Annotated in this window: 20 protein-coding genes; 9 read left to right on the top strand and 11 right to left on the bottom strand. The window is 40.2% G+C overall.

Translation table 11 applies throughout. The features are described 5' to 3' along the window. Positions 1-12 precede the first annotated feature (12 nt). Positions 13-960 carry a LysR substrate-binding domain-containing protein gene (locus tag ACH8JV_RS13755; RefSeq protein WP_001254614.1) on the bottom strand — a complete coding sequence of 316 codons (948 nt, stop codon included), beginning with the start codon at positions 958-960 and terminating at the stop codon, positions 13-15. 245 nt (positions 961-1,205) lie between these two features. Here ACH8JV_RS13755 and ACH8JV_RS13750 point away from each other — a divergent pair, with 245 nt between their 5' ends. The 3 genes from ACH8JV_RS13750 to ACH8JV_RS13740 all read left to right on the top strand — a co-directional run bounded on the left by ACH8JV_RS13750 (position 1,206) and on the right by ACH8JV_RS13740 (position 5,256). Next, positions 1,206-2,426, top strand: coding sequence for an acyl-CoA dehydrogenase (locus tag ACH8JV_RS13750; RefSeq protein WP_017393219.1), 1,221 nt, complete (start codon positions 1,206-1,208; stop codon positions 2,424-2,426). Between the two features lie 226 nt (positions 2,427-2,652). Next, complete coding sequence (locus tag ACH8JV_RS13745; protein WP_396521829.1) at positions 2,653-3,975, top strand: MFS transporter; 1,323 nt, start codon at positions 2,653-2,655, stop codon at positions 3,973-3,975. Positions 3,976-4,026: 51 nt separating this feature from the next. Next, entirely contained in the window at positions 4,027-5,256 is a 1,230-nt protein-coding gene (locus tag ACH8JV_RS13740; RefSeq protein ID WP_280007687.1) for a CaiB/BaiF CoA-transferase family protein, read from the top strand. An 85-nt stretch (positions 5,257-5,341) separates the two neighbouring features. Here the strand turns inward: ACH8JV_RS13740 and ACH8JV_RS13735 are convergent, their stop codons facing one another. Together ACH8JV_RS13735 and ACH8JV_RS13730 are read right to left on the bottom strand one after the other, a co-directional pair. After that, positions 5,342-6,001 (bottom strand): VOC family protein, encoded by a 660-nt coding sequence (locus tag ACH8JV_RS13735; RefSeq protein WP_396521827.1) that lies wholly within the window; start codon positions 5,999-6,001, stop codon positions 5,342-5,344. A 14-nt stretch (positions 6,002-6,015) separates the two neighbouring features. Next, positions 6,016-6,564 carry a TetR/AcrR family transcriptional regulator gene (locus ACH8JV_RS13730; protein WP_396521825.1) on the bottom strand — a complete coding sequence of 183 codons (549 nt, stop codon included), beginning with the start codon at positions 6,562-6,564 and terminating at the stop codon, positions 6,016-6,018. A 97-nt stretch (positions 6,565-6,661) separates the two neighbouring features. Between ACH8JV_RS13730 and ACH8JV_RS13725 the strand changes: the two genes are divergently transcribed. Further along, positions 6,662-7,195, top strand: coding sequence for an HPP family protein (locus tag ACH8JV_RS13725; RefSeq protein WP_396521823.1), 534 nt, complete (start codon positions 6,662-6,664; stop codon positions 7,193-7,195). Positions 7,196-7,272: 77 nt separating this feature from the next. On the opposite strand, the gene tcuB is transcribed toward ACH8JV_RS13725, so the two are convergent. From tcuB to ACH8JV_RS13690, 7 genes are all read right to left on the bottom strand, one after another. Beyond that, entirely contained in the window at positions 7,273-8,406 is a 1,134-nt protein-coding gene (tcuB, locus tag ACH8JV_RS13720; RefSeq protein ID WP_396521821.1) for a tricarballylate utilization 4Fe-4S protein TcuB, read from the bottom strand. Next, positions 8,396-9,802, bottom strand: coding sequence for an FAD-dependent tricarballylate dehydrogenase TcuA (tcuA, locus tag ACH8JV_RS13715; RefSeq protein WP_396521819.1), 1,407 nt, complete (start codon positions 9,800-9,802; stop codon positions 8,396-8,398). Before tcuA ends, tcuB begins: the two co-directional genes overlap by 11 nt. 103 nt (positions 9,803-9,905) lie before the next feature. Then, a complete protein-coding gene (locus tag ACH8JV_RS13710) occupies positions 9,906-10,835 on the bottom strand; it encodes a LysR family transcriptional regulator (protein ID WP_396521817.1) in 930 nt (309 codons plus the stop codon). A 131-nt stretch (positions 10,836-10,966) separates the two neighbouring features. Next, complete coding sequence (locus ACH8JV_RS13705) at positions 10,967-11,761, bottom strand: substrate-binding domain-containing protein (RefSeq protein WP_396521815.1); 795 nt, start codon at positions 11,759-11,761, stop codon at positions 10,967-10,969. 86 nt (positions 11,762-11,847) lie between these two features. Then, entirely contained in the window at positions 11,848-13,158 is a 1,311-nt protein-coding gene (locus ACH8JV_RS13700) for an MFS transporter (RefSeq protein WP_191000678.1), read from the bottom strand. Between the two features lie 278 nt (positions 13,159-13,436). Further along, entirely contained in the window at positions 13,437-14,366 is a 930-nt protein-coding gene (locus ACH8JV_RS13695) for a LysR family transcriptional regulator (protein WP_086496553.1), read from the bottom strand. 117 nt (positions 14,367-14,483) lie between these two features. Next, the gene (locus ACH8JV_RS13690) at positions 14,484-15,092 is read right to left on the bottom strand and encodes a LysE family translocator (protein ID WP_396521813.1); all 609 of its coding nucleotides are present in this window, start codon (positions 15,090-15,092) and stop codon (positions 14,484-14,486) included. Between the two features lie 249 nt (positions 15,093-15,341). Here ACH8JV_RS13690 and ACH8JV_RS13685 point away from each other — a divergent pair, with 249 nt between their 5' ends. The 4 genes from ACH8JV_RS13685 (at position 15,342) to ACH8JV_RS13670 (ending at position 19,316) form a co-directional block, all read left to right on the top strand. Continuing rightward, complete coding sequence (locus ACH8JV_RS13685) at positions 15,342-16,214, top strand: LysR family transcriptional regulator (protein ID WP_396521811.1); 873 nt, start codon at positions 15,342-15,344, stop codon at positions 16,212-16,214. A 370-nt stretch (positions 16,215-16,584) separates the two neighbouring features. After that, positions 16,585-17,571 (top strand): DUF1852 domain-containing protein, encoded by a 987-nt coding sequence (locus ACH8JV_RS13680; protein ID WP_396521809.1) that lies wholly within the window; start codon positions 16,585-16,587, stop codon positions 17,569-17,571. 21 nt (positions 17,572-17,592) lie between these two features. After that, the gene (locus ACH8JV_RS13675; RefSeq protein WP_031982493.1) at positions 17,593-18,636 is read left to right on the top strand and encodes a methionine synthase; all 1,044 of its coding nucleotides are present in this window, start codon (positions 17,593-17,595) and stop codon (positions 18,634-18,636) included. Between the two features lie 188 nt (positions 18,637-18,824). Further along, complete coding sequence (locus tag ACH8JV_RS13670) at positions 18,825-19,316, top strand: flavin reductase (protein ID WP_032014964.1); 492 nt, start codon at positions 18,825-18,827, stop codon at positions 19,314-19,316. 53 nt (positions 19,317-19,369) lie between these two features. Here the strand turns inward: ACH8JV_RS13670 and ACH8JV_RS13665 are convergent, their stop codons facing one another. After that, the gene (locus ACH8JV_RS13665; protein ID WP_032014965.1) at positions 19,370-19,786 is read right to left on the bottom strand and encodes an NF045616 family extracytoplasmic (lipo)protein; all 417 of its coding nucleotides are present in this window, start codon (positions 19,784-19,786) and stop codon (positions 19,370-19,372) included. A 691-nt stretch (positions 19,787-20,477) separates the two neighbouring features. Between ACH8JV_RS13665 and ACH8JV_RS13660 the strand changes: the two genes are divergently transcribed. Continuing rightward, positions 20,478-21,092, top strand: a complete 615-nt coding sequence (locus ACH8JV_RS13660) for a TetR/AcrR family transcriptional regulator (RefSeq protein WP_396521806.1) — start codon at positions 20,478-20,480, stop codon at positions 21,090-21,092. Positions 21,093-21,242 lie beyond the last annotated feature (150 nt).

The following is a 21,242-nucleotide window of genomic DNA, read 5'->3' as shown; positions in this document are numbered from 1 at the left end:
AAAGTGGCTCAGCTAATTTGAATTACTCTTTAGTAGTTCTAGTTCTTGGTAAATCCATTCAACAAATTTTTGAATGGTTGGGGTTATGTCTTGGCTTGAATGGATGAGATAGTATTTTCGGCTACCTTTTAGTTTCTTATTGGAAACAATCACCAGTTCTTTTTTTTGTAGTTCAGACTCAATCAACATTTGTGGAATTAAGGCCATTCCCATGTCATGGCTTGCAGCAACCGCAAGCATTGAAAATAACTCATGGCGTTGTCCATCAAAAGGTTTAGGGTGTTGCATCTGATGAGTTAGAAACCATTCTTGCCAAATGCTAGGCCGAGTGGTTTGTTGCAGTAGAGGAATTTTCAGCAAATCTTCCGAGCTTAAATCATAGGTATTTTCATTAATCATCACAGCATCTGGAAAATACTTTTCGATTAGCCTTGGCGAGCATACAGGTACAATTTCTTCATCCATTAAATAGTGTGCTTGTATGCCGGGCCAATGGTCAATTTGCTGCTGCGTTCCTGCAAAAATAGCAGCGTCAAAAATATTGTCGTTAAATAAAAAAGGTTTGGTACTGGTTTCTAAGTGAACCGTAATTTCAGGGTGTTTTTGATTTAAAAGATGAAGTTTGGGTAACAGCCAGCGCGTTGCAAAGGTAGGTACTACACCTAACTTTAATGTTCCACCTAAACCTTTATGAGAAATCACATCGGCCGTACATTTTTCTAGTCCTAATAAGTAGGGCTTGATGCTTTTAAAATACTGCTGACCTGCAATGGTGAGTTCAACACCATGCCGAGTACGTATAAAGAGTTCAACGCCCAAGAAATCTTCTAATTGCTGAATTTGGCGCGAGACTGCACTTTGGGTAATACATAACTCTTGGGCAGCATAGGTATAACTTAGATGTTTTGCTGCACTTTCAAAGCAAATTAGACCCTGAATGGACGGGATACTTCTTCGCATAAACAAATCCTTTTATTTGTCATCATATTTCAAAACAGCATATGACCTAAATGCAGATATCCGAGTTTAGTATAAAAATAAGCCATTTTTAATGAAATACAACGGATTAAATAGTTAAATTTAATGCGACCCATTTTAAATATGCGTAAGTCGCATATCTGCATGAACATTTATCGTTTGATTACTGAATTTTTCACGCATAACATCGAGTTAAATAAAGAAGATCAAATCAAGCAGAGGATGCGATGAATCACATGGTGACAACAAAAAAAGCAAAAGTTCAATTTAATTGGCAAGACCCATTTTTAATTGAGCAACAGCTTAGCCCAGATGAGCGCATGATTCGTGATGCGGCTCATGCCTATTGTCAAGAACGTTTACAACCACGTGTACTTGAACAATTTCGTCATGAAACAACAGATCCATCTATTTTCCGTGAAATGGGAGAGCTTGGCTTACTGGGTCCAACCATTCCTGAGCAATATGGTGGCGCGGGTTTGAACTATGTGAGTTACGGTTTGGTTGCGCGTGAAATTGAATATGTCGACTCGGGCTACCGCTCTATGGCGAGCGTGCAAAGCTCATTGGTGATGGTTCCGATTCATGAATTTGGTACTGAAGAGCAAAAGCAGAAGTACTTACCTAAACTTGCTACTGGTGAATACATTGGTTGTTTTGGTTTGACCGAACCTGATCATGGTTCAGATCCGGGCAGTATGATTACACGTGCTAAAAAAGTTGACGGTGGTTATCGTTTAAGTGGCGCCAAAATGTGGATTACCAACAGTCCAATTGCAGATGTATTTGTGGTTTGGGCAAAAGAAGTTTCTGCTGAAGGTAATGTCGGTGATATTCGCGGCTTCATTTTAGAAAAGGGCTGGGAAGGGCTATCTGCGCCAGCTATTCATGGCAAGGTCGGTTTACGTGCCTCGATTACGGGTGAAATCGTGATGGATAACGTTTTTGTACCTGAAGAGAACGCATTTCCTGAAATTCGAGGTTTAAAAGGCCCATTTACCTGTCTAAATAGCGCCCGCTATGGTATTGCATGGGGCGCAATGGGGGCTGCCGAGTTCTGCTGGCATACTGCACATCAATACACCATGGACCGTAAACAATTTGGTCGCCCGCTGGCTGCAAATCAATTGATTCAAAAGAAACTGGCAGATATGCAAACTGAAATTGCTTTGGGTTTACAGGCAGCTTTACGTTTTGGCCGCATGAAAGATGAAGGCATTGCATCAGTTGAGGGTACATCTCTCATTAAGCGTAACAACTGTGGAAAGGCGCTTGATATTGCCCGCATGGCACGTGACATGATGGGTGGAAACGGCATTAGTGATGAGTTTGGTGTGGCACGCCATTTGGTCAATCTTGAAGTCGTAAATACCTACGAGGGTACACATGACGTTCATGCCTTGATTTTAGGTCGTGCACAAACAGGCATCGCAGCATTTAGTAACTAACTCATTAATTTTTAAAAGATAGAGGTGTTCTTTCGGGAGCACCTTTAGAGATTTTTACGCAAAAATTTATGGAAAATGACAAGATTCATCGTAAGGATACTCATGTAAAGATGTGCCTCTGTGTACTTAAAATTAAATATAAGATGATGAAAATATAGAAGATTAAGTCATGCAGAAAACATAAGTAGGCTACCGATGACTCATTTGGGAAAATGAGGAACTAAAGATGAACAATGACGTTCAAGTAATATCGAAAGAATTAAGAAATACATTTCCAAGTAACCTTGGAACATACGAAAGGATTGGACCTCATACATGGAAATGGGCGTTGTTATTTGCCTATTTTGCAATGGTGGTCGATGGCATTGATATTATGCTGCTGTCTTATAGCTTGACCAGTTTAAAGGCAGAGTTTGGATTAACTACCTTTCAAGCGGGTGCCTTAGGCAGTGCTTCCTTGGCAGGTATGGGGATTGGCGGTATTTTGGGTGGCTGGGCATGTGACAAGTTTGGTCGTGTAAGAACCATTGCCAACTCGGTGACTTTCTTTTCTGTAGCGACTTGTTTATTGGGCTTTACGCAAAGCTTCGAGCAATTTATGGCTTTACGTTTTATTGGTGCTTTGGGTATTGGAGCACTCTATATGGCCTGTAATACCTTAATGGCTGAATATGTGCCAACCACGTACCGTACAACGGTATTGGGCACGTTACAGACGGGTCAGACTGTAGGTTATATTGCGGCAACCCTTTTAGCAGGGGCAATTATTCCAGATCATGGCTGGCGTGTTTTATTCTTCCTGACCGTGGTGCCTGCTTTTGTTAATATTTTCCTGCAACGGTTTGTACCAGAGCCAAAATCTTGGCAGCTTACCAAAATTGAAAGCTTGCAAGGTAACAGACAGCCTAAAGAAAGAGTAGTAGCTGAAAAGCCAAAAAGTAGCAGCATTTATAAGCAAATCTTTAATAACTTTAAGCACCGTAAAATGTTTTTGTTGTGGATGACGACAGCATTCTTCTTACAGTTTGGTTATTACGGCATTAACAACTGGATGCCAAGTTATTTAGAAACAGAAGTGCATATGAACTTTAAAAACTTAACCAGTTATATGGTGGGTTCATATACAGCAATGATTCTAGGAAAAATTTTAGCAGGGTATCTTGCTGACAAATTTAACCGCCGTGCTGTTTTTGTGTTTGGAACAATAGCCAGCGCAGTGTTCTTGCCAATCATTATTTTCTTCAATACTCCTGGCAATATTTTGTATTTATTGATCACTTTTGGCTTCTTATATGGCATTCCATATGGTGTAAACGCGACCTATATGGCTGAAAGTTTTTCAACCGATGTGCGCGGAACAGCCATTGGCGGTGCCTATAACATTGGTCGTGTCGGAGCCGCTATTGCACCAGCTACCATTGGTTTCTTGGCATCGGGCGGTACGTTTACCATGGCCTTTATTGTGATGGGCGCTGCATATTTTGTTGCGGGTGTATTGCCGGGCTTATTTATTAAAGATCGTCAGTACGATCCACAAAGACAATCATAAACAATGAAAAGAAGGTGCGTTGAGTGCCTTCTAAAAGATAAGGGTATCGTTATGGGTGCATTACAAGGGATTCGGGTTTTAGATTTAAGTCGTGTGCTTGCGGGGCCTTGGTGTGGGCAAATCTTGGCAGACCTTGGCGCGGAAGTGATTAAAATTGAACGTCCTCGAGTCGGTGATGACACCCGTATGTGGGGACCACCATGGATGCCCGATCAAGACGGAAACATGACTCGTGAATCTGGCTATTTTCAGTGTACCAACCGCAATAAATATTCGGTTGCAGTGGACATAACCACACCCGAAGGTCAGGCCTTAATTTATGAAATTGCCAAGACTGCCGATGTCGTGATTGAAAATTATAAGACAGGGTCTTTGGCTAAATATGGTTTGGACTACGCGTCATTAAGTGAGTTGAACCCGAACATTGTTTATTGCTCGATTACTGGTTTTGGGCAAGATGGCCCACGTGCAGAAGAACCCGGTTATGATTTTATTATTCAGGGTATGTCTGGCTTAATGAGCATTACTGGTGAGCCTGATGATGTGGTAGGTGGTGGGGCGCAAAAGGTTGGTGTGGCTGTAGTAGATATTCAAACGGGATTGTATTCCACCATTGCCATTCAAGCTGCCTTGATTGCACGTTCGCACACAGGGCGTGGTCAGTATATTGATATGTCACTCCTTGATGTACAGGTCGCGGCACTGGCAAATCAGGGAATGAATTATTTAGCTTCAGGTAAAGCGCCACAACGCATGGGTAATCAACACCCAAGTATTGTGCCGTATCAAACTTTTAAGGCTAAAGATAAAGAATTTATTATTGCTTGTGGCAACGACAAACAGTTTAAAGATTTGTGTATTGCGATTGGTTATCCAGAGTTGCTCGAAAATGAAAAGTTTGTGCGCAACCAAGACCGCGTAAAATATCGAAATGAACTGATACCTTTATTGTCGGAACACTTTTTGCAGAAAACTGCTAAAGAATGGGTCGACATGATTCATGCCTTAAAAGTACCCGTAGGTGTTATCAATTCTATTGAAGATGCTTTAGCTGAACCACAAATTGTACATCGCAACTTGGTGGTGAACATTCCTCATCGTTTAAATGAAAACTTCCAAACCATTGGCTCACCAATCAAACTGTCTGATACTCCAGTTGAATATCATCATGCACCACCAGAACTAGGTGAACATACCGCTCAAATCTTATCAAGATTTAAAACAGCAGAAGAACTAGCTGCATTAAAAGAGAAGGGCATTATTGATGGGAAAATTGCTTAAGCTGTTACTTTTTTAATGTGATTCAATTTAAATAAAAACTGTGATTTGCAATAAATCACAGTTTTTTTATTAAAAAGTAAGCGTTTTAATATTTAAAAATAAGCGGCAGTTCTGGTCTGAAATCATGAATTATTCCTTGAGGCTCATGATCAAAACTAATTTCCATTAAATGCTCCGATCCATCGGTGACTTCAAAATTATCAACTGTATTGAACAGCAACGAAGTAGGGTGCTGCTCTAGGTTTGGAACAGAAACCTTAATTGAAGTGATTTCTGATAAATCTTTGCTATGCACAAGTGGTTGTTGTTTTTCTTTCGCAGCAAGGTCTGGTCGTGAAGCAAATGAAAGGAAGAACCACATTGGTTCAGATACCACAGAATCTTTGGCAACATTTACTTCTAAGCTGGCTGGTAAATAGCTTGGCTTGTAAACCCAATTAGGAAATTTTGCACCATTATCATCTTTATTTTTAGGGCGAAAACAGATACCAAAAGGGGACGCGATATTATTTTGAGTACTTAGTCGTTCAAAGAGCAGAGTGGGTTTGGTGAGATCGCTTGAAGCTTCTTCTGGATTATTTAAAAAGATTAATTCGATAAAGCTATTTTTAAAGAAAAAGCGTCTGTTTTCTGTACCTTGACCCGGGTGTTTATTGGATGAACCTTCTGTTAGACCGAATTTTTTTAAAGTTTCAGCTTCGGGAGCGCCTGATTGTACACAAATAAAAATATGGTCCACTTCCATTTTAAGTTCTCATGCTAATGTTGATGAATATTAAATAATTGATTAATAGAATTTTTCATGTTTATTGCGAGTGTTTCATCGAAACCATCGACTAAAAAGCGGCTAATTAATCCTTCAATTACCGTATAGATCAGCTCAGATAAAGCTTCACCATTCGGTATATTGCAGTTTTCCGCAATCAATACTTTAATCCATTGTTTATGGGCTTTAGAAATAGAAATAATGTCTTGATCATCTTGGTTAGATTCAGCGACCGCTCTTACAAATAAACAGCCCTTAAAAAAATCTTGTCTAAACCAATTGGTGTGCCAGTCCAGAATTTTATTGATGGCTTCTAATTCTGTTGCATCTCCTACATAACCTAGAAGGCTTTGCTTAAACCGCTCATCACGTGCAACGAGTACAGACTTAACCAGTTGATTTTTATTTTTATAGTACGTGTACATAGTGGTTTTAGAGCAGCCAGATTCATCGCGAATCAAGTCAACGCCAACCCCGACAAAACTATTTTCATTAAATAACTTCTCGGCTGTATCTAATATTTTTAAGGCAGATTTTGACATGTGTCTTTTCCAAAAAATAAAATAGTACAGATCTGTACTATTTGAAATTTTATCTATATGCTTTTTAAAAAGCAAATTTTTGTTTGAGGAAAAAAACATGTTCTCGATCTTTTATGGCAAAGAAAAACTGGCTCCATCGCCCAGTAAAGTTGATATTTTAAGAAGTCTTATTGGGGGGACGCTTAGTATTTTTATACTTCTGTGGTTGAGTAAGTTCACACACAATATCTTTATCATGGCGCCGTTTGGTGCGACCTGTGTGTTGCTCTATACCGTGTCGCAGTCACCTTTGGCACAGCCGAGAAATATTATATTTGGGCATCTTATTTCGGCTTTTGTAGGATTGTTTTTTCTAAAATTTGTCGGTGTTTCTATTTTTACAATTGCTTTATCAGTAGGTTGTGCCATTGCACTCATGCAAGTGTTTAAGTGTGTTCATCCACCTGCTGGGGCTAATCCTTTGGTTATTTTACTCACCGCGAGTAGCATACATTATGAGTGGAGTTTCTTAATTTTCCCTGTTTTGGTCGGTGCAGTGTCTTTAGTTTTGGTAGCGATGCTGATTAATAACATTAAAGCGAGTACCAAGTGGCCGATGTATGGCTTGGGAATTTTAAATAGTAAAAAGTAGGCAAGCTATGAAGTATTTTGAGCTTAAAAAAATGAAAGTATTCACTACGCCAAGATAGTGAATACTTTTGAATGAAATTATGATTTCTTAGAAATACGTTCTTCGATGGCAAATTTGAGTAAAGAAGCACTGCGGTAAAAACCATGTGCGAACTTTCCAAATGGCATAGTAATAAAAAACGTCATGACCGTGGCTAAATGGAAAATTAGTAAAAGTGCCATGTAAGGTGTATTGCGAAATGCCATGAGAGCTAAGCCCGAAGCACTGACTAAAATTAAAAGGAAAATAAAGCCTCGATCTACAGGTTTTTGCTCACGGTCACCATGCAACGGATGACGCTTAAGATTTAAATAGAGCAAGCCAGATGGACCAGCTACTAAGCCAATTCCACCCAGAGTACCCAAAATCACAGGCAAGCTAAAGATAGGGTAAGGTGCATGCAGGTTAAGGAAATAGTGATATAAAGTCGCTACGCCTGTGGCTGCAAAGCAAAGCATAAAGCCATAAAACGTCAGGTGATGGAACACGCGGCGGATTTGTGTGTAACGGTCATCTTGTTCATTACAGCCTTTGCCATGTCCACCATCTAAATATTTAAGCGTTAAAACATTTTGAGAGGCTTGTATAAGATCTGGTTTCTCAACTTTGCCGTGAATAACTTTAGACGTCTGTCGCCAAAATTTACTAATTCCAATACCGAGTAAAACAATCGCAACTGTAAAGGTCGCTCCAAACAGTAGAGCTAAAAAGTTATGTGGGAAAATCGCATAGAAATTACCTTGATAGCCTGCAAACAGGTCGGTGCCTTTGTACCACACCACAGCTAACATGCATAAAAAGAAAATAACTGATAATGCCGAAACAAAAGGAATCCCAACAGACTTATAAAGTCGGCCTAAAGGCTGAGGTGTCGCAAACTCTTGGTAAGTTTCCAAACGTACTTGTGCCATCGCTTTTGGAATGTTTACACCAAACTCATGCGGCGGGGCATATTGGCAAGCGTGTAAACATGCACCACAGTTATGGCAAAGGTTTGCGAGGTAATGAATATCGGCTTGATTAAACTCAAGACGTTTGGTCATGGCCGCAAACACGGCACAAAACGACTCACAGTAACGACAAGCATTACAAATCTGTAAGGCTCTTTGAACTTCCTGCTCATGGTCAGAGAGCTGAACAACTGGAATTAGGACTTTAGTACTAGCATTCATGTTCAACTCCTTGTGAAAGTGCATAGTGGGCTGCATTTTTTCCGGCAATGCGTCCAAAGGTTGTGCCAATCGACATACCAACGCCTGCGGTATAACCCTGACCGAGTACGTTACCTGCCATCATTTCACCTGCCACAAACAGGTTGCGGCTGGCTTTATTGTTAAAACGCACAGCAGCATCGTCTTCGACTTTTAAGCCTAAATAGGTAAAGGTAATGCCGGGTTTAAGCGCATAGGCATAGAACGGCGGGCGATCGAGAGGAACCGCCCAATGGGTTTTGTTGGGAACAATATTTTCGGTGGTGCAGTCATCTAAAACCGTGTGGTTAAAGGTGCCTTGCACACAGGCTTGGTTAAATTCTTCTACGGTGTGACATAAAGTTTTTGCATCTAACCCGATTTTTTCGGCCAGTTCTTGAATGCTATTTGCTTTCACACCCGCAAATACAGGGGGCATAAAGCGGCCAATGGCTTTTGAGTCGATAATCGAATAGGCGATTTGCTGAGGTTGTTTAGCTACAAGGCGGCCCCAAATCGCATAACGTTTTGGCCAGAAGTCTTCGCCTTCATCATAAAAACGTTCGGCTTTGTTATTGACCACAATCCCTAGTGAAACGCAGTCAATTCGGGTACAGATGCCGCCGTCATATAACGGTGCTCTTGCATCTACAGCGACGCAGTGCGATTGCGATGGGTCACCAATAATATCGGCACCTTGATCTATCATAAATTTGAGTAAGTTGCCTTGATTAAAGCGGGTTCCACGAATAATGAAATTATCGGCAGGCCATTCGCCGTTTTCGTTTTGTCCCCATGCTTCTCTTAGCCATTCCAGATTTGACTCAAAACCACCTGCGGCCAATACACAGCTTTTCGCTTCAAACACACGACCATCTTCCGCAATTGCAGCTTCAAAATGTCCTTGGTTTAACTTTAGATCTTTAATTTTTGTGTTGTATAAAATTTCGATACCAAGTTCTTGAGCGCTACGGTAGTAGGCATTAATGAGGGCTTTACCGCCACCCATAAAAAAGGCATTGGTACGTGCAACATGCAAAGCACCCGATAGGGGTGGCTGAAAATTCACGCCATGTTTACGCATCCAGTCGCGGCAAGTCGCCGTGCTACGAATAACCAGACGAGCTAAGTGTTCATTGGTTTTGCCAGCAGTGACTTTCAGTAAGTCTTGCCAATATTCTTCTTCGGGGTAGGCATCGACCAATACATCTTGAGGAACATCATGCATGCAACGGAGGTTACGAGTGTGTTGTGAGTTACCACCACGCCATTCTTTAGGTGCTGCTTCTATGACAAGCACAGACGCGCCACTTTCTTTTGCCGTGAGCGCGGCACACAGTGCGGCATTCCCACCACCAATTACAATTACATCATGCATGGATTTCTCCCTTTCTCAGCTAAGGCTAATGTAGCTTTAAAAGAGCAGGTGAAGTGAGAGGCTAAGCTTGAATGGGTGTTTAGTAAAAATAAACACTAAGCTCTTAAGTGTTTATGAGTTCCGCACCAGGCCAACGCTTTTCATTAATCAGGTTAGTGATACAGGCACGAATTACTACTTTGGTGGCTAAAGTAGCAGGCGAGAGTTCTTCTTCAGAAAGACTAATTAAATAGTTAATGCGTTCAATGGCAGGTTCTACAACGCGCAGTAAACACAGGTCTTGCCGCGAGTTTAACGATGCACCCGCAGGTTGAATGGTTGCCATTTCGAGTTGGCTAATACTTTCCATTAACAAATGCAGCCCATCAATTTCATAGGCCACTTTAAGTTGATGAATTTTCTGTTCAAGCAACAAGCGCAGTCCATGTCGTTGGCTCGGTAAAATCAGGGGAAGTTCTTTAAGCTGTAAATGAGTAATGGTTTGAGTGTCGATACAGCTTTCAAGATGGTACTGACTTAGTACTTCTTTAGGCGAGATTAAAAACATCTGTTCTTTGACTAAAGGCTGTATGGCCCACTGTGGGTCGACATCGTCACTAAAGATGATGGCAACATCGAGCTGCCTTGCATTGACCAGTGCTTTGAGGTCACCCGATAAGCCTTCAATTAAACGGACTTTAATATCGGGATAGCGGTTTCTCATGAGTTTTAAAAAGTGTGTGCCTATAACCGACGCGACACTTGGCGAAAAACCGACGGTGACATGACCACTTAAACGTGAAGAGTGTGCAGAATCTACAGCATGGTCTAAGTGCCTAAGCGCCAGTTGAACTTGTTGAAAAAAAGCTAAACCTGCAGGGGTGGGAACCGTACCCAGAGCAGTACGTTGTAAAAGGCGAATAGAAAGCTCGCTTTCTAATTTTGAGATTTGCTGACTTAATGCAGAAGTTCCAATATCGAGATTTTTTGCAGCTTTACCCAAGCTTCCAGACTCGATCACTGCAATAAAATACTTTAATTGTTTGAGTTCCACGGCAAATACTACATTGTCCTTTATTGGTTATTCTACACTGGTTTATTGCTATACATTTTGTTCTATTACGCTACGTAAACCGCCTAGAGAGTAAAGGCAACACCCTCTCAAAATGTTGCCTTTTAGAGCTTTTATTGTTTAACCTGCTCAAGACCCTGTTCTTCAATAATTTGTGTGGCTTGAGGCGATTTCACAAATTGAATAAGTTCTTTTGCGACTTTTGCATGTTCAGAGTTTTTACCAATACCAGCAGCAAACACGGTGACTTTTTGATAAGGGGCAGGAATTGGGCCGACTAAATCAACTTGACCATATTGGCCAGTAAAAGGTTTGATTTCACTAATTTGCTGGAAACCAATATCAAACTGACCTTCAGCAATACGTTTCGCAACGCGGTCACCGACTACTTTTTCTGCTTTACCAGCAATTACTTTGTACTCGACAGGTGGGAAGCTTGGGAAAACATCTTTTTCAAGATGCGTGCCGCTCGCACTTGCTGAATAGCCAATGTGCTTGGCATTTAATAAAACTTTTTCAAACTTTGCCGCAGAGCTAATGTCTGGCTTTGGCGCACCTTTAGGTACAGCCATGCCAATGCTTGAATTGACTAAAGCGCTTTGTGAATTTGGGTCGACATAACCTTTTTCTGCAAGCTTGTTCAGTTCAGGAGCAGCCAACACAACGACATCAAAACGTTCACCACGATCAAGTCGGTTTGGAATTGCCGTTGGCGATGCGCCCATAGATGAACCAGACGAAAGGTGAACCGTGTGGCCAGTTTGCTTTTCAAATATTGGAATGAGTTTTTCCATAGATGAATAGAAACCGCCTGAGCTAATCACTTCGAGGGTATCTGCGTTAGCAAGGGTTGAGCCTAAGCCTGCACCAGCTAGGCAAATGGTTATGAAGATAGGGGACTTTTTCATAGTATCTCGCTTTAATGACAGGAGAGCACAGTACGGCTGCAACATGCGCCGTACTGTTCATTAAAATTTCAGGTTAAGGAGTTGTTTTAAGCGCTAACCTTTGCAGGTTCAGCAATCGCGTCAGATTTGTTCTGTTTAGAACCGCGACATAGATATAAACTTGAGATGAGACTACATACCGCAGCGAGCATCAGCCAGTACGCTGGTGTGCTTGCATTGCCTGTGTTTTCCACAAGGTAAGTACACGCCATTGGCGTCATACCACCAAAAATAGCGGCTGCAAGACTAAACGCTAAAGAGAAGCCAACGGTACGAACACGTTTCGGCATTACTTCGGCAAGTGTTGCCACCATAGTGCCGTTGTACATACCAAAGAAGAACGAGAAGTAAGCAAGCGTGATCAGTAAGTTTGAAAAACTAATGTCGCTCACCAACCAGCTTAAAACTGGATAACTGGTAAAGATCGCAAGAGTTGTAATACCCACTAATACTGGACGGCGACCAATCTTGTCTGAAAGCAAGCCACCCATTGGTAACCAGAAGAAATTCGATAAACCCACAAAAACGGTTGCTAACAGGCTATCTGTGACCGACATTTCTAAAGTACGTTTTGCATATACTGTGGTGTAAACCGTAATGAAATAGAACGTCGTTGTGGTCATTGCACTCATCATCATACCTGCAAGTACAATGCGCCAGTTGCTCGCCAATGTGCTGAAAATTTCTTTGGTTGAAGGATGAGTTTTTTGTGCTTTAAATGCTTCAGTTTCCTCTAAAGTACGACGGAATAAGAAGATTAAAGGAATGATTAAACAACCAATTAAGAAAGGAATACGCCAGCCCCATTCACTCACTTGCGCGTGAGTTAAGACGGTGTTGAGCCAATAACCAAATAACGCAGCAAACACCACCGCAATTTGTTGGCTACCAGACTGCCAGCTTGTGATAAAACCACGGTTTTTATCGGTTGCAATTTCTGCGAGGTAAATAGACACACCGCCAGATTCAACACCTGCCGAGAAGCCCTGTAACAGGCGTCCAATGACCACCAAAATAGGGGCCATAATACCAATGGTGTCATAACCCGGTACAAAGGTAATTAAGATCGTACCAATAGCCATGAGGCTTAAAGTCACAATCAAACCCTTACGGCGACCAATTCTGTCGACATAAGCACCCAAGAAAATAGCGCCGAGAGGACGCATAAGAAAGCCCGCAGCAAACACGGTAAATGTCATCATTAAAGAGACATATTCATTTTCAGAGTGGAAAAATTTTGCTGCGATATAGGTGGCATAGAAACCAAAAAGAAAAAAATCGTACTGTTCTAAAAAGTTGCCACTCGTTACATTTAATATTTTTTTAAAAGTAGCCCTACGGTTATTAACGACATCCATTGGAGACCTCCTTGGCCTGACAAAATGGAAACATTCACGATCTTCAAAGTTTGGACGTAAATTGATTCAATCAATAAACCTAAATAGGAAATGGGTTAGAGATGAGATTTAAAAGTGTCCTTGGTAGAAAATGTGATGCCTTGTTTCCAGTTAAAACTACACATCTATATTTCGATAAACAGAAAACCACTTATCATTCGTATAAAAATGTAATCTTAAAAAGCAGGGAGGAGTGAGAGGCGAAAATTAATTAGGTATTTAGAAAAATTAATGACCCTTTAAACAATAATTTCAGAACACGGCCAAATTTGGTTTTGAATCAACTCTTTCACACATGCCTTAATGGCTGACTTGGCAGCAAGTGCAGCGGGTGATAATTCTTCTTCGGCAAGGCTTACCAAGTAGTTAATCCGTTCCACTTCTGGGTCAATCACTTTAAGCAATTGCAGCTGATGTTTGTATTCTTGCAGGCAGGCACTTCCGGGACGCACACTGGCAAGATCGAGGTGAATTAGACTGTCCATAAGCAAGTGTAAGCCATCAATTTCATAGACGACATTAAGCTGTCCAATCTTGTGTTCAAGCAGTTTTCTTAAGCTATGGCGTTGACGTGGCAACACTAGCGGAATATCGCCAATTTGCTGCGACTGAATAATTCCACTTTTAATGCAATCGGCAAGACCGTATTTTTCGAGCACTTCTTTTCGCGCCATTAAATACATTTGCTCACGTACCAAAGGCTGTATAGACCACTGCTTATCAATCTCATTAGTAAAAATAATCGCGATATCAAGCTGACGCGAGTTAATGTATTGAATCAGGTTACCTGACAGGGTTTCCACAATCTCTAAGCGAATGTCTGGATAGCGTTCAGACATCAGTTTCATTAAAGGGATACCAATTAAAGCGGTAATGGTCGGTGGAAAACCAAGGCTGACATGACCTGACAAGCGTGCCGAATGTGCAGCATCTATGGCGAAGTTCACTTGACGCAAAATAAGTTGAGAGTGCTTTAAAAAGGCAAGGCCAGCAGGTGTTGGGGTCACACCAAAGGCATTACGCTGTAATAAGCGAATGCTTAGCTCTTGTTCGAGCTTACTAATTTGCTGACTAATCGCCGAAGCACCGACATCAAGTTTTTGGGCAGCTTTACCGATACTGCCCGATTCAACGACTGTCAAAAAATACTTTATTTGCTTGATTTCCATAATAAATGTATTCGCTCATCATCCTTGATTTATAGAGATATGAAGGATTGGGAAATCTATCATGTATTTTTATATTAACAGTAATACATTAAAAAGGTTCTGAAAAATTAAGTGCCTCTACTGAAAATTAGTAAAAAGCAGAATCACACCCAACACACATAAAATAGAACCAATTACCTTATTAATCTGAGCTTGTTTGGCTAACATTTTCTGTCTTAAGAGCATTGAAGAGAAAAGCACTGCCACTAGTGAGAACCATACAAAATGGGCAAAAGACATAAACAAGCCATAAGCCAAAAGAACGCTTTCAGGTGTCGTTAAACTCACAATTTGCGTATAGGTGCTAATTACAAATAGCGTGGTTTTAGGGTTCAGGGCGTTGGTAAAAAAGCCGTATTTTATCGCTTGAAAAGTACCTATAGCGTTTAACGCAGCAGTGTCTAAAACAGGTTTTTGAGTAAAAGTTTTATAGCCAATATAAATCAAATAAAGCGCGCCAATATACTTAACAATATTCAAAATTTGCGGCGTATATGTCATCACAAAGGCAACAGCTACAAGTGTGTAGGTGACATGCACCAACACACCAAGCGATATTCCGAGTGAAGTGAACACACCTATTCTTCTACCGTACAGATAACTATTTTTGGTGACAATCGCAAAGTCAGCGCCGGGGCTTACTACTGCCAAAATCGTAATGAGAATAACCGCAATAAACTCTGCCATTATCTTGTACCTTCACTAAAAATAAGGGAGCTAATCTGTAGTTTTTGGAATGTATATAAGAGAGCGGAAGAACCACCTATAGTTGCTATTCTTTTCGCGGGAAATGTGGGGGCTTTAGGTTTACAAAGATAGATATTCAATATGTTTTTCATCATCTAAAATGGTGTTTAATCAAGATGATTTTTATTTTGAACAGAAACCTAAAAATAAAAATCGATAAAAACGACTACACATCTATGAGTTTTTGGAATGATAGAAAGAATATCGCTGAATTCATTAAAATTTTTCTACTTTGTGGCGAAGTATGGCAGCGTGACTTTAGCTGCAAAGAAATTATTTGTGACGCAAAGTGCGGTCAGTAAACAGATTTATAATTTAGAAGAAGCTTTAAATGCGACTTTATTCGACCGAAAGAATAAAACGCTCGTGATGACCGAGCAGGGTGAAATTTTACTGAGTTGTTGCCATCAGGTGTTTGGTCAACTCGATGAATGTTTAATAGAGCTCAGTCAACCCAAAACTCACAACAAGCAACTGGTTTTGTCGTGTGAACCGACGCTTTCCATGAAATGGCTCATTCCGCGGTTATCAAAATTTAAAAAGCTCGGTCATGATTTTGAGGTTGTGCTACTCACAGCAGGCGGCGTGGTCGACTTTGAAAATGATAATATTGATATCGCGATTCGTAGAAATGATTTTGATTGGGGAGAGCATATCTATAGCGAAAAAATTGCCGATGAATATATCGCTCTAGTTCAAGCAACCAAGCCACCCGACACAAACGACGTACTCATTTCGACCTCTAGGCCAAATTTTTTCAAAAACATGAGTCGCATTGCTGAGTTAAAGCAAAGTTTAAAAGGCTACACCAAAGTTGAGCTTGAGCATTTTTATTTATGTTTAGAAGGTTGTTTGGCTGGACTTGGTGCAACAGTCATCTCAATTTATATGATTGAAAAAGAGCTTGAGTGGAACGCAATACAGAAAATTTCACCAATCGTTCAAGACGGCTCAGCTTATTTTTTACTTTCTCATAGCGCTTTTGAGGAAGATCCACGCAAAACTATATTTTTAGAATGGCTAAAAGCAGAGATGAGCGAGATTCAACATAAATTGTTTTAGGTTGAGGATTTTTATTTAAAGATAAATTGTTTAGTTTATTGAAAATAATCATAAATTATAAAAATTATAGGCATTAAAACATGAGTACCGTATGTCTCGTTTATGCTGTCTAAAATTCCCTAAGATGAAAAATATTTAACTTCCTACTTATTTATTAAACTCTAAACATGAATTTCACTCAGTTTTGAATGAGACTAAATCATTTTTATTCATGTTGTGATTGCGGTATAAATCTATTCATGCTCTGAAGCGCTCCAGTAATTCACTTTTTGATAAGACCATAAGGCACAAAACTGACAAGGCTGGAAAGTTCAAAAAAGAGCTCGAAATTTTTTTAGGTTTTATCTCAGAAATTAGGGTACTGATCAAAATGAGTAAAGAATTTACATTTACGATTAAGAGTATTTGTTTCGATGAGAACTATCGTCCAGCAGACAATACGCGTATTACCACCAACTTTGCTAACTTGGCGAGAGGGATGAGCCGCGAAGAAAATTTGCGCAATACATTACGAATGATCGACAATCGTTTCAATGCCTTAGCTCATTGGGACAACCCTAAGGGCGACCGCTATGGGGTTGAACTTGAAATCATTTCAGTTGAAATGAACATTGATGCTGAAAACCGTACCAGCGGGCTTCCTCTCATCGAAATATTGAAAACCAATATTGTTGATAAAAAGACTAATGAACGCATCGAAGGCATTGTAGGTAATAACTTCTCGTCTTATGTACGTGACTATGACTTTAGTGTGTTGTTGTTAGATCACAACAAAAACAAGTCTACTTTTAGCACGCCAGAAAAGTTTGGTGAATTGCACGGCAACTTGTTTAAGAGCTTTATTAACTCGGAAACTTATAAAGCCAACTTTAAAAAAGCGCCTGTGATTTGCCTAAGCGTTTCGACGACTAAAGAGTACCACCGTACTGAAAACGAACATCCTGTTTTAGGTGTTGAATACAAGCAAGAAGACTATTCATTAACCGATGAATATTTCCAAAAAATGGGCTTAAAAGTTCGCTACTTCATGCCGCCAAATAGCGTTGCACCGTTAGCGTTCTATTTTACTGGTGATTTGTTGAGTGATTACACCAATCTTGAGTTGATTAGTACCATCAGCACGATGGAAACCTTCCAAAAGATTTACCGTCCTGAAATTTACAACGCAAATTCAGTGGCTGGAAAGTCTTATCAACCAAGCTTAAAGAACCAAGATTACTCACTTACTCGAATTGTGTATGACCGTGAAGAACGTAGCCGTTTGGCTATAGAGCAGGGGAAGTTTGTTGAAGAGCAATTTATCAAACCATACCAAGCGATTCTTGAGCAGTGGTCTGCGAATTACGCTCCTAATTAATCAACATACAGGTCATTTAACATGAAAAAATTATTACCGACTTCAACTGCTGGCAGCTTACCAAAACCGTCTTGGCTTGCAGAACCTGAAAAGCTTTGGTCTCCTTGGAAACTTGAAAACGAAGGCTTAGTTGAAGGTAAAAAAGACGCGCTACGTTTAGCTTTGCATGAACAAAAACTTGCGGGCATTGATATTGTCAGCGATGGCGAACAAACCCGCCAACACTTTGTGACCACGTTTATTGAACACTTAAATGGCGTAGATTTTGAGAAGCGCGAAACAGTTCGTATTCGTGACCGTTACGATGCAAGCGTGCCATCTGTGGTAGGTGCGGTTTCTCGTCAAAAGCCTGTGTTTGTTGAAGATGCGAAGTTCTTACGTCAGCAAACTGATCAACCTATTAAATGGGCATTACCTGGTCCAATGACTATGATTGATACGCTTTATGATGGTCACTACAAGAGCCGTGAAAAACTTGCGTGGGAATTTGCTAAAATTTTGAACCAAGAAGCGCGTGAGTTAGAAGCTGCTGGTGTAGACATTATTCAGTTTGATGAACCTGCATTTAATGTCTTCTTTGACGAAGTAAATGACTGGGGTATTGCGACTTTAGAGCGTGCAATTGAAGGTCTAAAATGTGAAACTGCGGTACACATTTGCTATGGTTACGGCATTAAAGCCAACACTGACTGGAAAAAGACACTCGGTTCAGAATGGCGCCAGTACGAAGAAGCTTTCCCGAAACTTCAAACTTCTAACATCGACATCATCTCGTTAGAATGTCACAACTCGCGTGTGCCAATCGACTTGCTTGAACTCATTCGTGGTAAAAAAGTCATGGTGGGGGCAATTGATGTCGCATCTAACCAGATTGAAACACCAGAAGAAGTGGCGAACACACTACGTAAAGCCCTTCAGTTTGTAGACTCTGACAAGCTTTACCCTTGCACAAACTGCGGTATGGCGCCTCTTTCTCGTGAAGTGGCACGTGGCAAGTTAAATGCTTTAACGGCAGGTGCAGAAATTGTTCGCCGAGAACTAACTGGTTTTGAACTTACTGCTTAATATTTACCAATACAATGGTATAAAGGGTTACTTTTTTGATGGCTATTGATAATCAAAGCAGTAACCCTCATTTCACTTATTACATGTAGTTCTAAACAGGACTCATGTCGATACAGTGCCTTCCTGATGGAGTTGGGTGGTATAGCGAACACACAGGAAAAGGTACGGTTCAATTTAGGAATAATGTCATGGTTCAAGCAACAGACTTTAGAAATGCAATGTCTTTACTCACAAGTGCGGTTAGCGTTGTGACCACGGCAGGCATGTCTGGCCGTTTTGGATTTACTGCCTCTGCTGTTTGTAGTGTGACTGACACACCGCCGACATTATTGGTGTGTATGAACCAATCTGCGAGTTCACATGCACATTTCCTAGATAACAAAATCTTAACGGTAAATGTTTTAGGTGCGCATCACGAACATATTTCAAAAGCATTTTCATCTAAACTCACACCAGAAGAACGCTTTAAACATGGCGAATGGATTGAGTTAGAAACGGGTTCACCTGTGTTAGATGATGCTTTGGTCAGTTTCGATTGTGAGATTGAACAAATTCAACAAGTCGGCACACACACGATTTTTATATGTCCGATTGTGGCGATTAAACAAAGCCAGCATGACCAAAGTTTGGTTTATTTTAATCGCGCTTATCACCAAGTGGGGCAGACCGAGATTGTCTAATCCCACTCGTTTTGTTGTTTCTGTAATAGCGAAATGAGAGCCTAGAAACAATTCTATTTACAAGTTGTCTCACCGAGTTCAGGCTCTCGAATTTCTAGCTTATTGTTCTGTTCTACTACACAAATACGTGTATCAAAAATTTTATATGTATCCAAAGTAATGTCATAAACCACATTCTTTTCAAACTCTTTTAGAGGAATTTTTGCACAATCCTTTTCTTCTATTGGTAACGGACCGCTTGGGTAAAACTTCTCATAAGAACTTGAATATGCGTTTCTATTGTCGATTTTCCCCATATAAATCAAAAAACTATTATCAACAGGATAAGTGGTTTTTGGAGGTTTATTGGTAAAGGCACATACATAATCTTGATGTAGTGTAACTTCTAATGGAAGAGGGCCTTGGCTACAGCCATTTAACAAACACCCAGTTGTTAATATTAAAATGGACTTTGAAGATAGTCTTATCATTTATGTTCTCGTAAAGTTCTAAAAAATATTCAAAATCAAAAAGTAAAATTTATGAGGTTTAGCTTACCGTATCTGACTCTTTTTAAAAAATTAATAAATACAATTAAATATAATATTTAAAATAATAATTAAGTTAATCTAATGAAAAACAATAAGAAATTTAAATACTTGTCATAAAAGCGACATTGACACATCTAAACTCTCAGATTATGCTTTGCGTGCTGGCCACATTGCCAGCCGGTTTTAGCAGACCGTGCTCAAGAACATTGAAAAAATTCATTTTTTTGATGTAGACTCACTCGTCCCCCCTTTTTGTAGCGGTAGGACGGAAGGGGGACACCTTCGGGTGTGCTGGGTCTTGAGCCAGTCTGCTAACCCCCTTTCGTTCTGCCACCATAAGTCCAAATAAATGCTCTGGCAGAACTCCATAAATCAGGAGTTGGCTATGCACATCCATCATTTCTTGGCCTTGAGCGCCAAAAGCTATAACGACACAGCTTAAAAAATTACAGCAGCTTGAACGCCGTAGGGTTTTCAGGCTTTACGTCATTTTTACTTAAAACTTAGCGACAACAAAACTTGAGATGTGCCAAGCACCGTCTTGCGGCTTTGCTGTGCCTTTTTTTCTCCCAAAAAGGGCACGGGCTTTTTATCTCATTTAGACACAACAAGAATTTAAAAAGGTAAAACTATGCCAACTTTAGAAATATCTTCCAAAAAATTACAAGTGATTCAAACCGCAATCCAACTCTTTACCACTCGTGGCTTTCACACCGCAGGCGTAGACCTGATTGCTAAAGAAGCCAACATCACCAAGTCTACGTTTTATAAATACTTTGGCTCGAAAGAACACCTGATCGAAATGTGCATTGCCTTTCAAAAAAGCCTGCTCCGAGAAGAAGTACTCTCTATCATCTACTCAAGCCGTTACTACACTTCAAAAGATAAACTCAAAGAAATTATTGTCTTACATACCAATTTAAACAGCTTGTACAACCTTTTACTTAAAGCCATTTTTGAAATAAAACTGCTTTACCCACAGGCCTACCGTATGGCGGTTGAATACCGAAAGTGGCTGCGCCATGAAATTTTTGACCTGATTTTTAGCGGGGAAATCCGCGAGCCAAAATTCGATGCCAATATGGTGGTAAACCTGATCGATGGTTTGCTACTACAGGTTTTAAGCTCTAACAGTTTGGATGAACGGGATGTGGTGGTGGAGAGGTTTTGGGGGAGGGGAAATAGTTTTATAAACGACATTATTTGTCGTAATGGCATAATTTCACCTTATAAAAAAGTAACTTAATGGTAATATTGCATCAAACAAATATTGTGAAACTTAAAAGAGAAAATCGTGTCTAATCATTTAAGAATAACTATAGCAATACGAAAGGATAATGTTGAAAATTTCGGCTTATTTCATATGAAGATTTAAAGGAGTTTGGAGGATAAAAAG

Origin of the sequence: Acinetobacter sp. ABJ_C5_2 (assembly GCF_044538485.1) — a bacterium.
Classification (GTDB): Bacteria; Pseudomonadota; Gammaproteobacteria; order Pseudomonadales; family Moraxellaceae; genus Acinetobacter; species Acinetobacter nosocomialis_A.
Note: the sequence above shows the minus strand (reverse complement) of the source record. Positions and strands in the feature narration are given on the sequence as shown.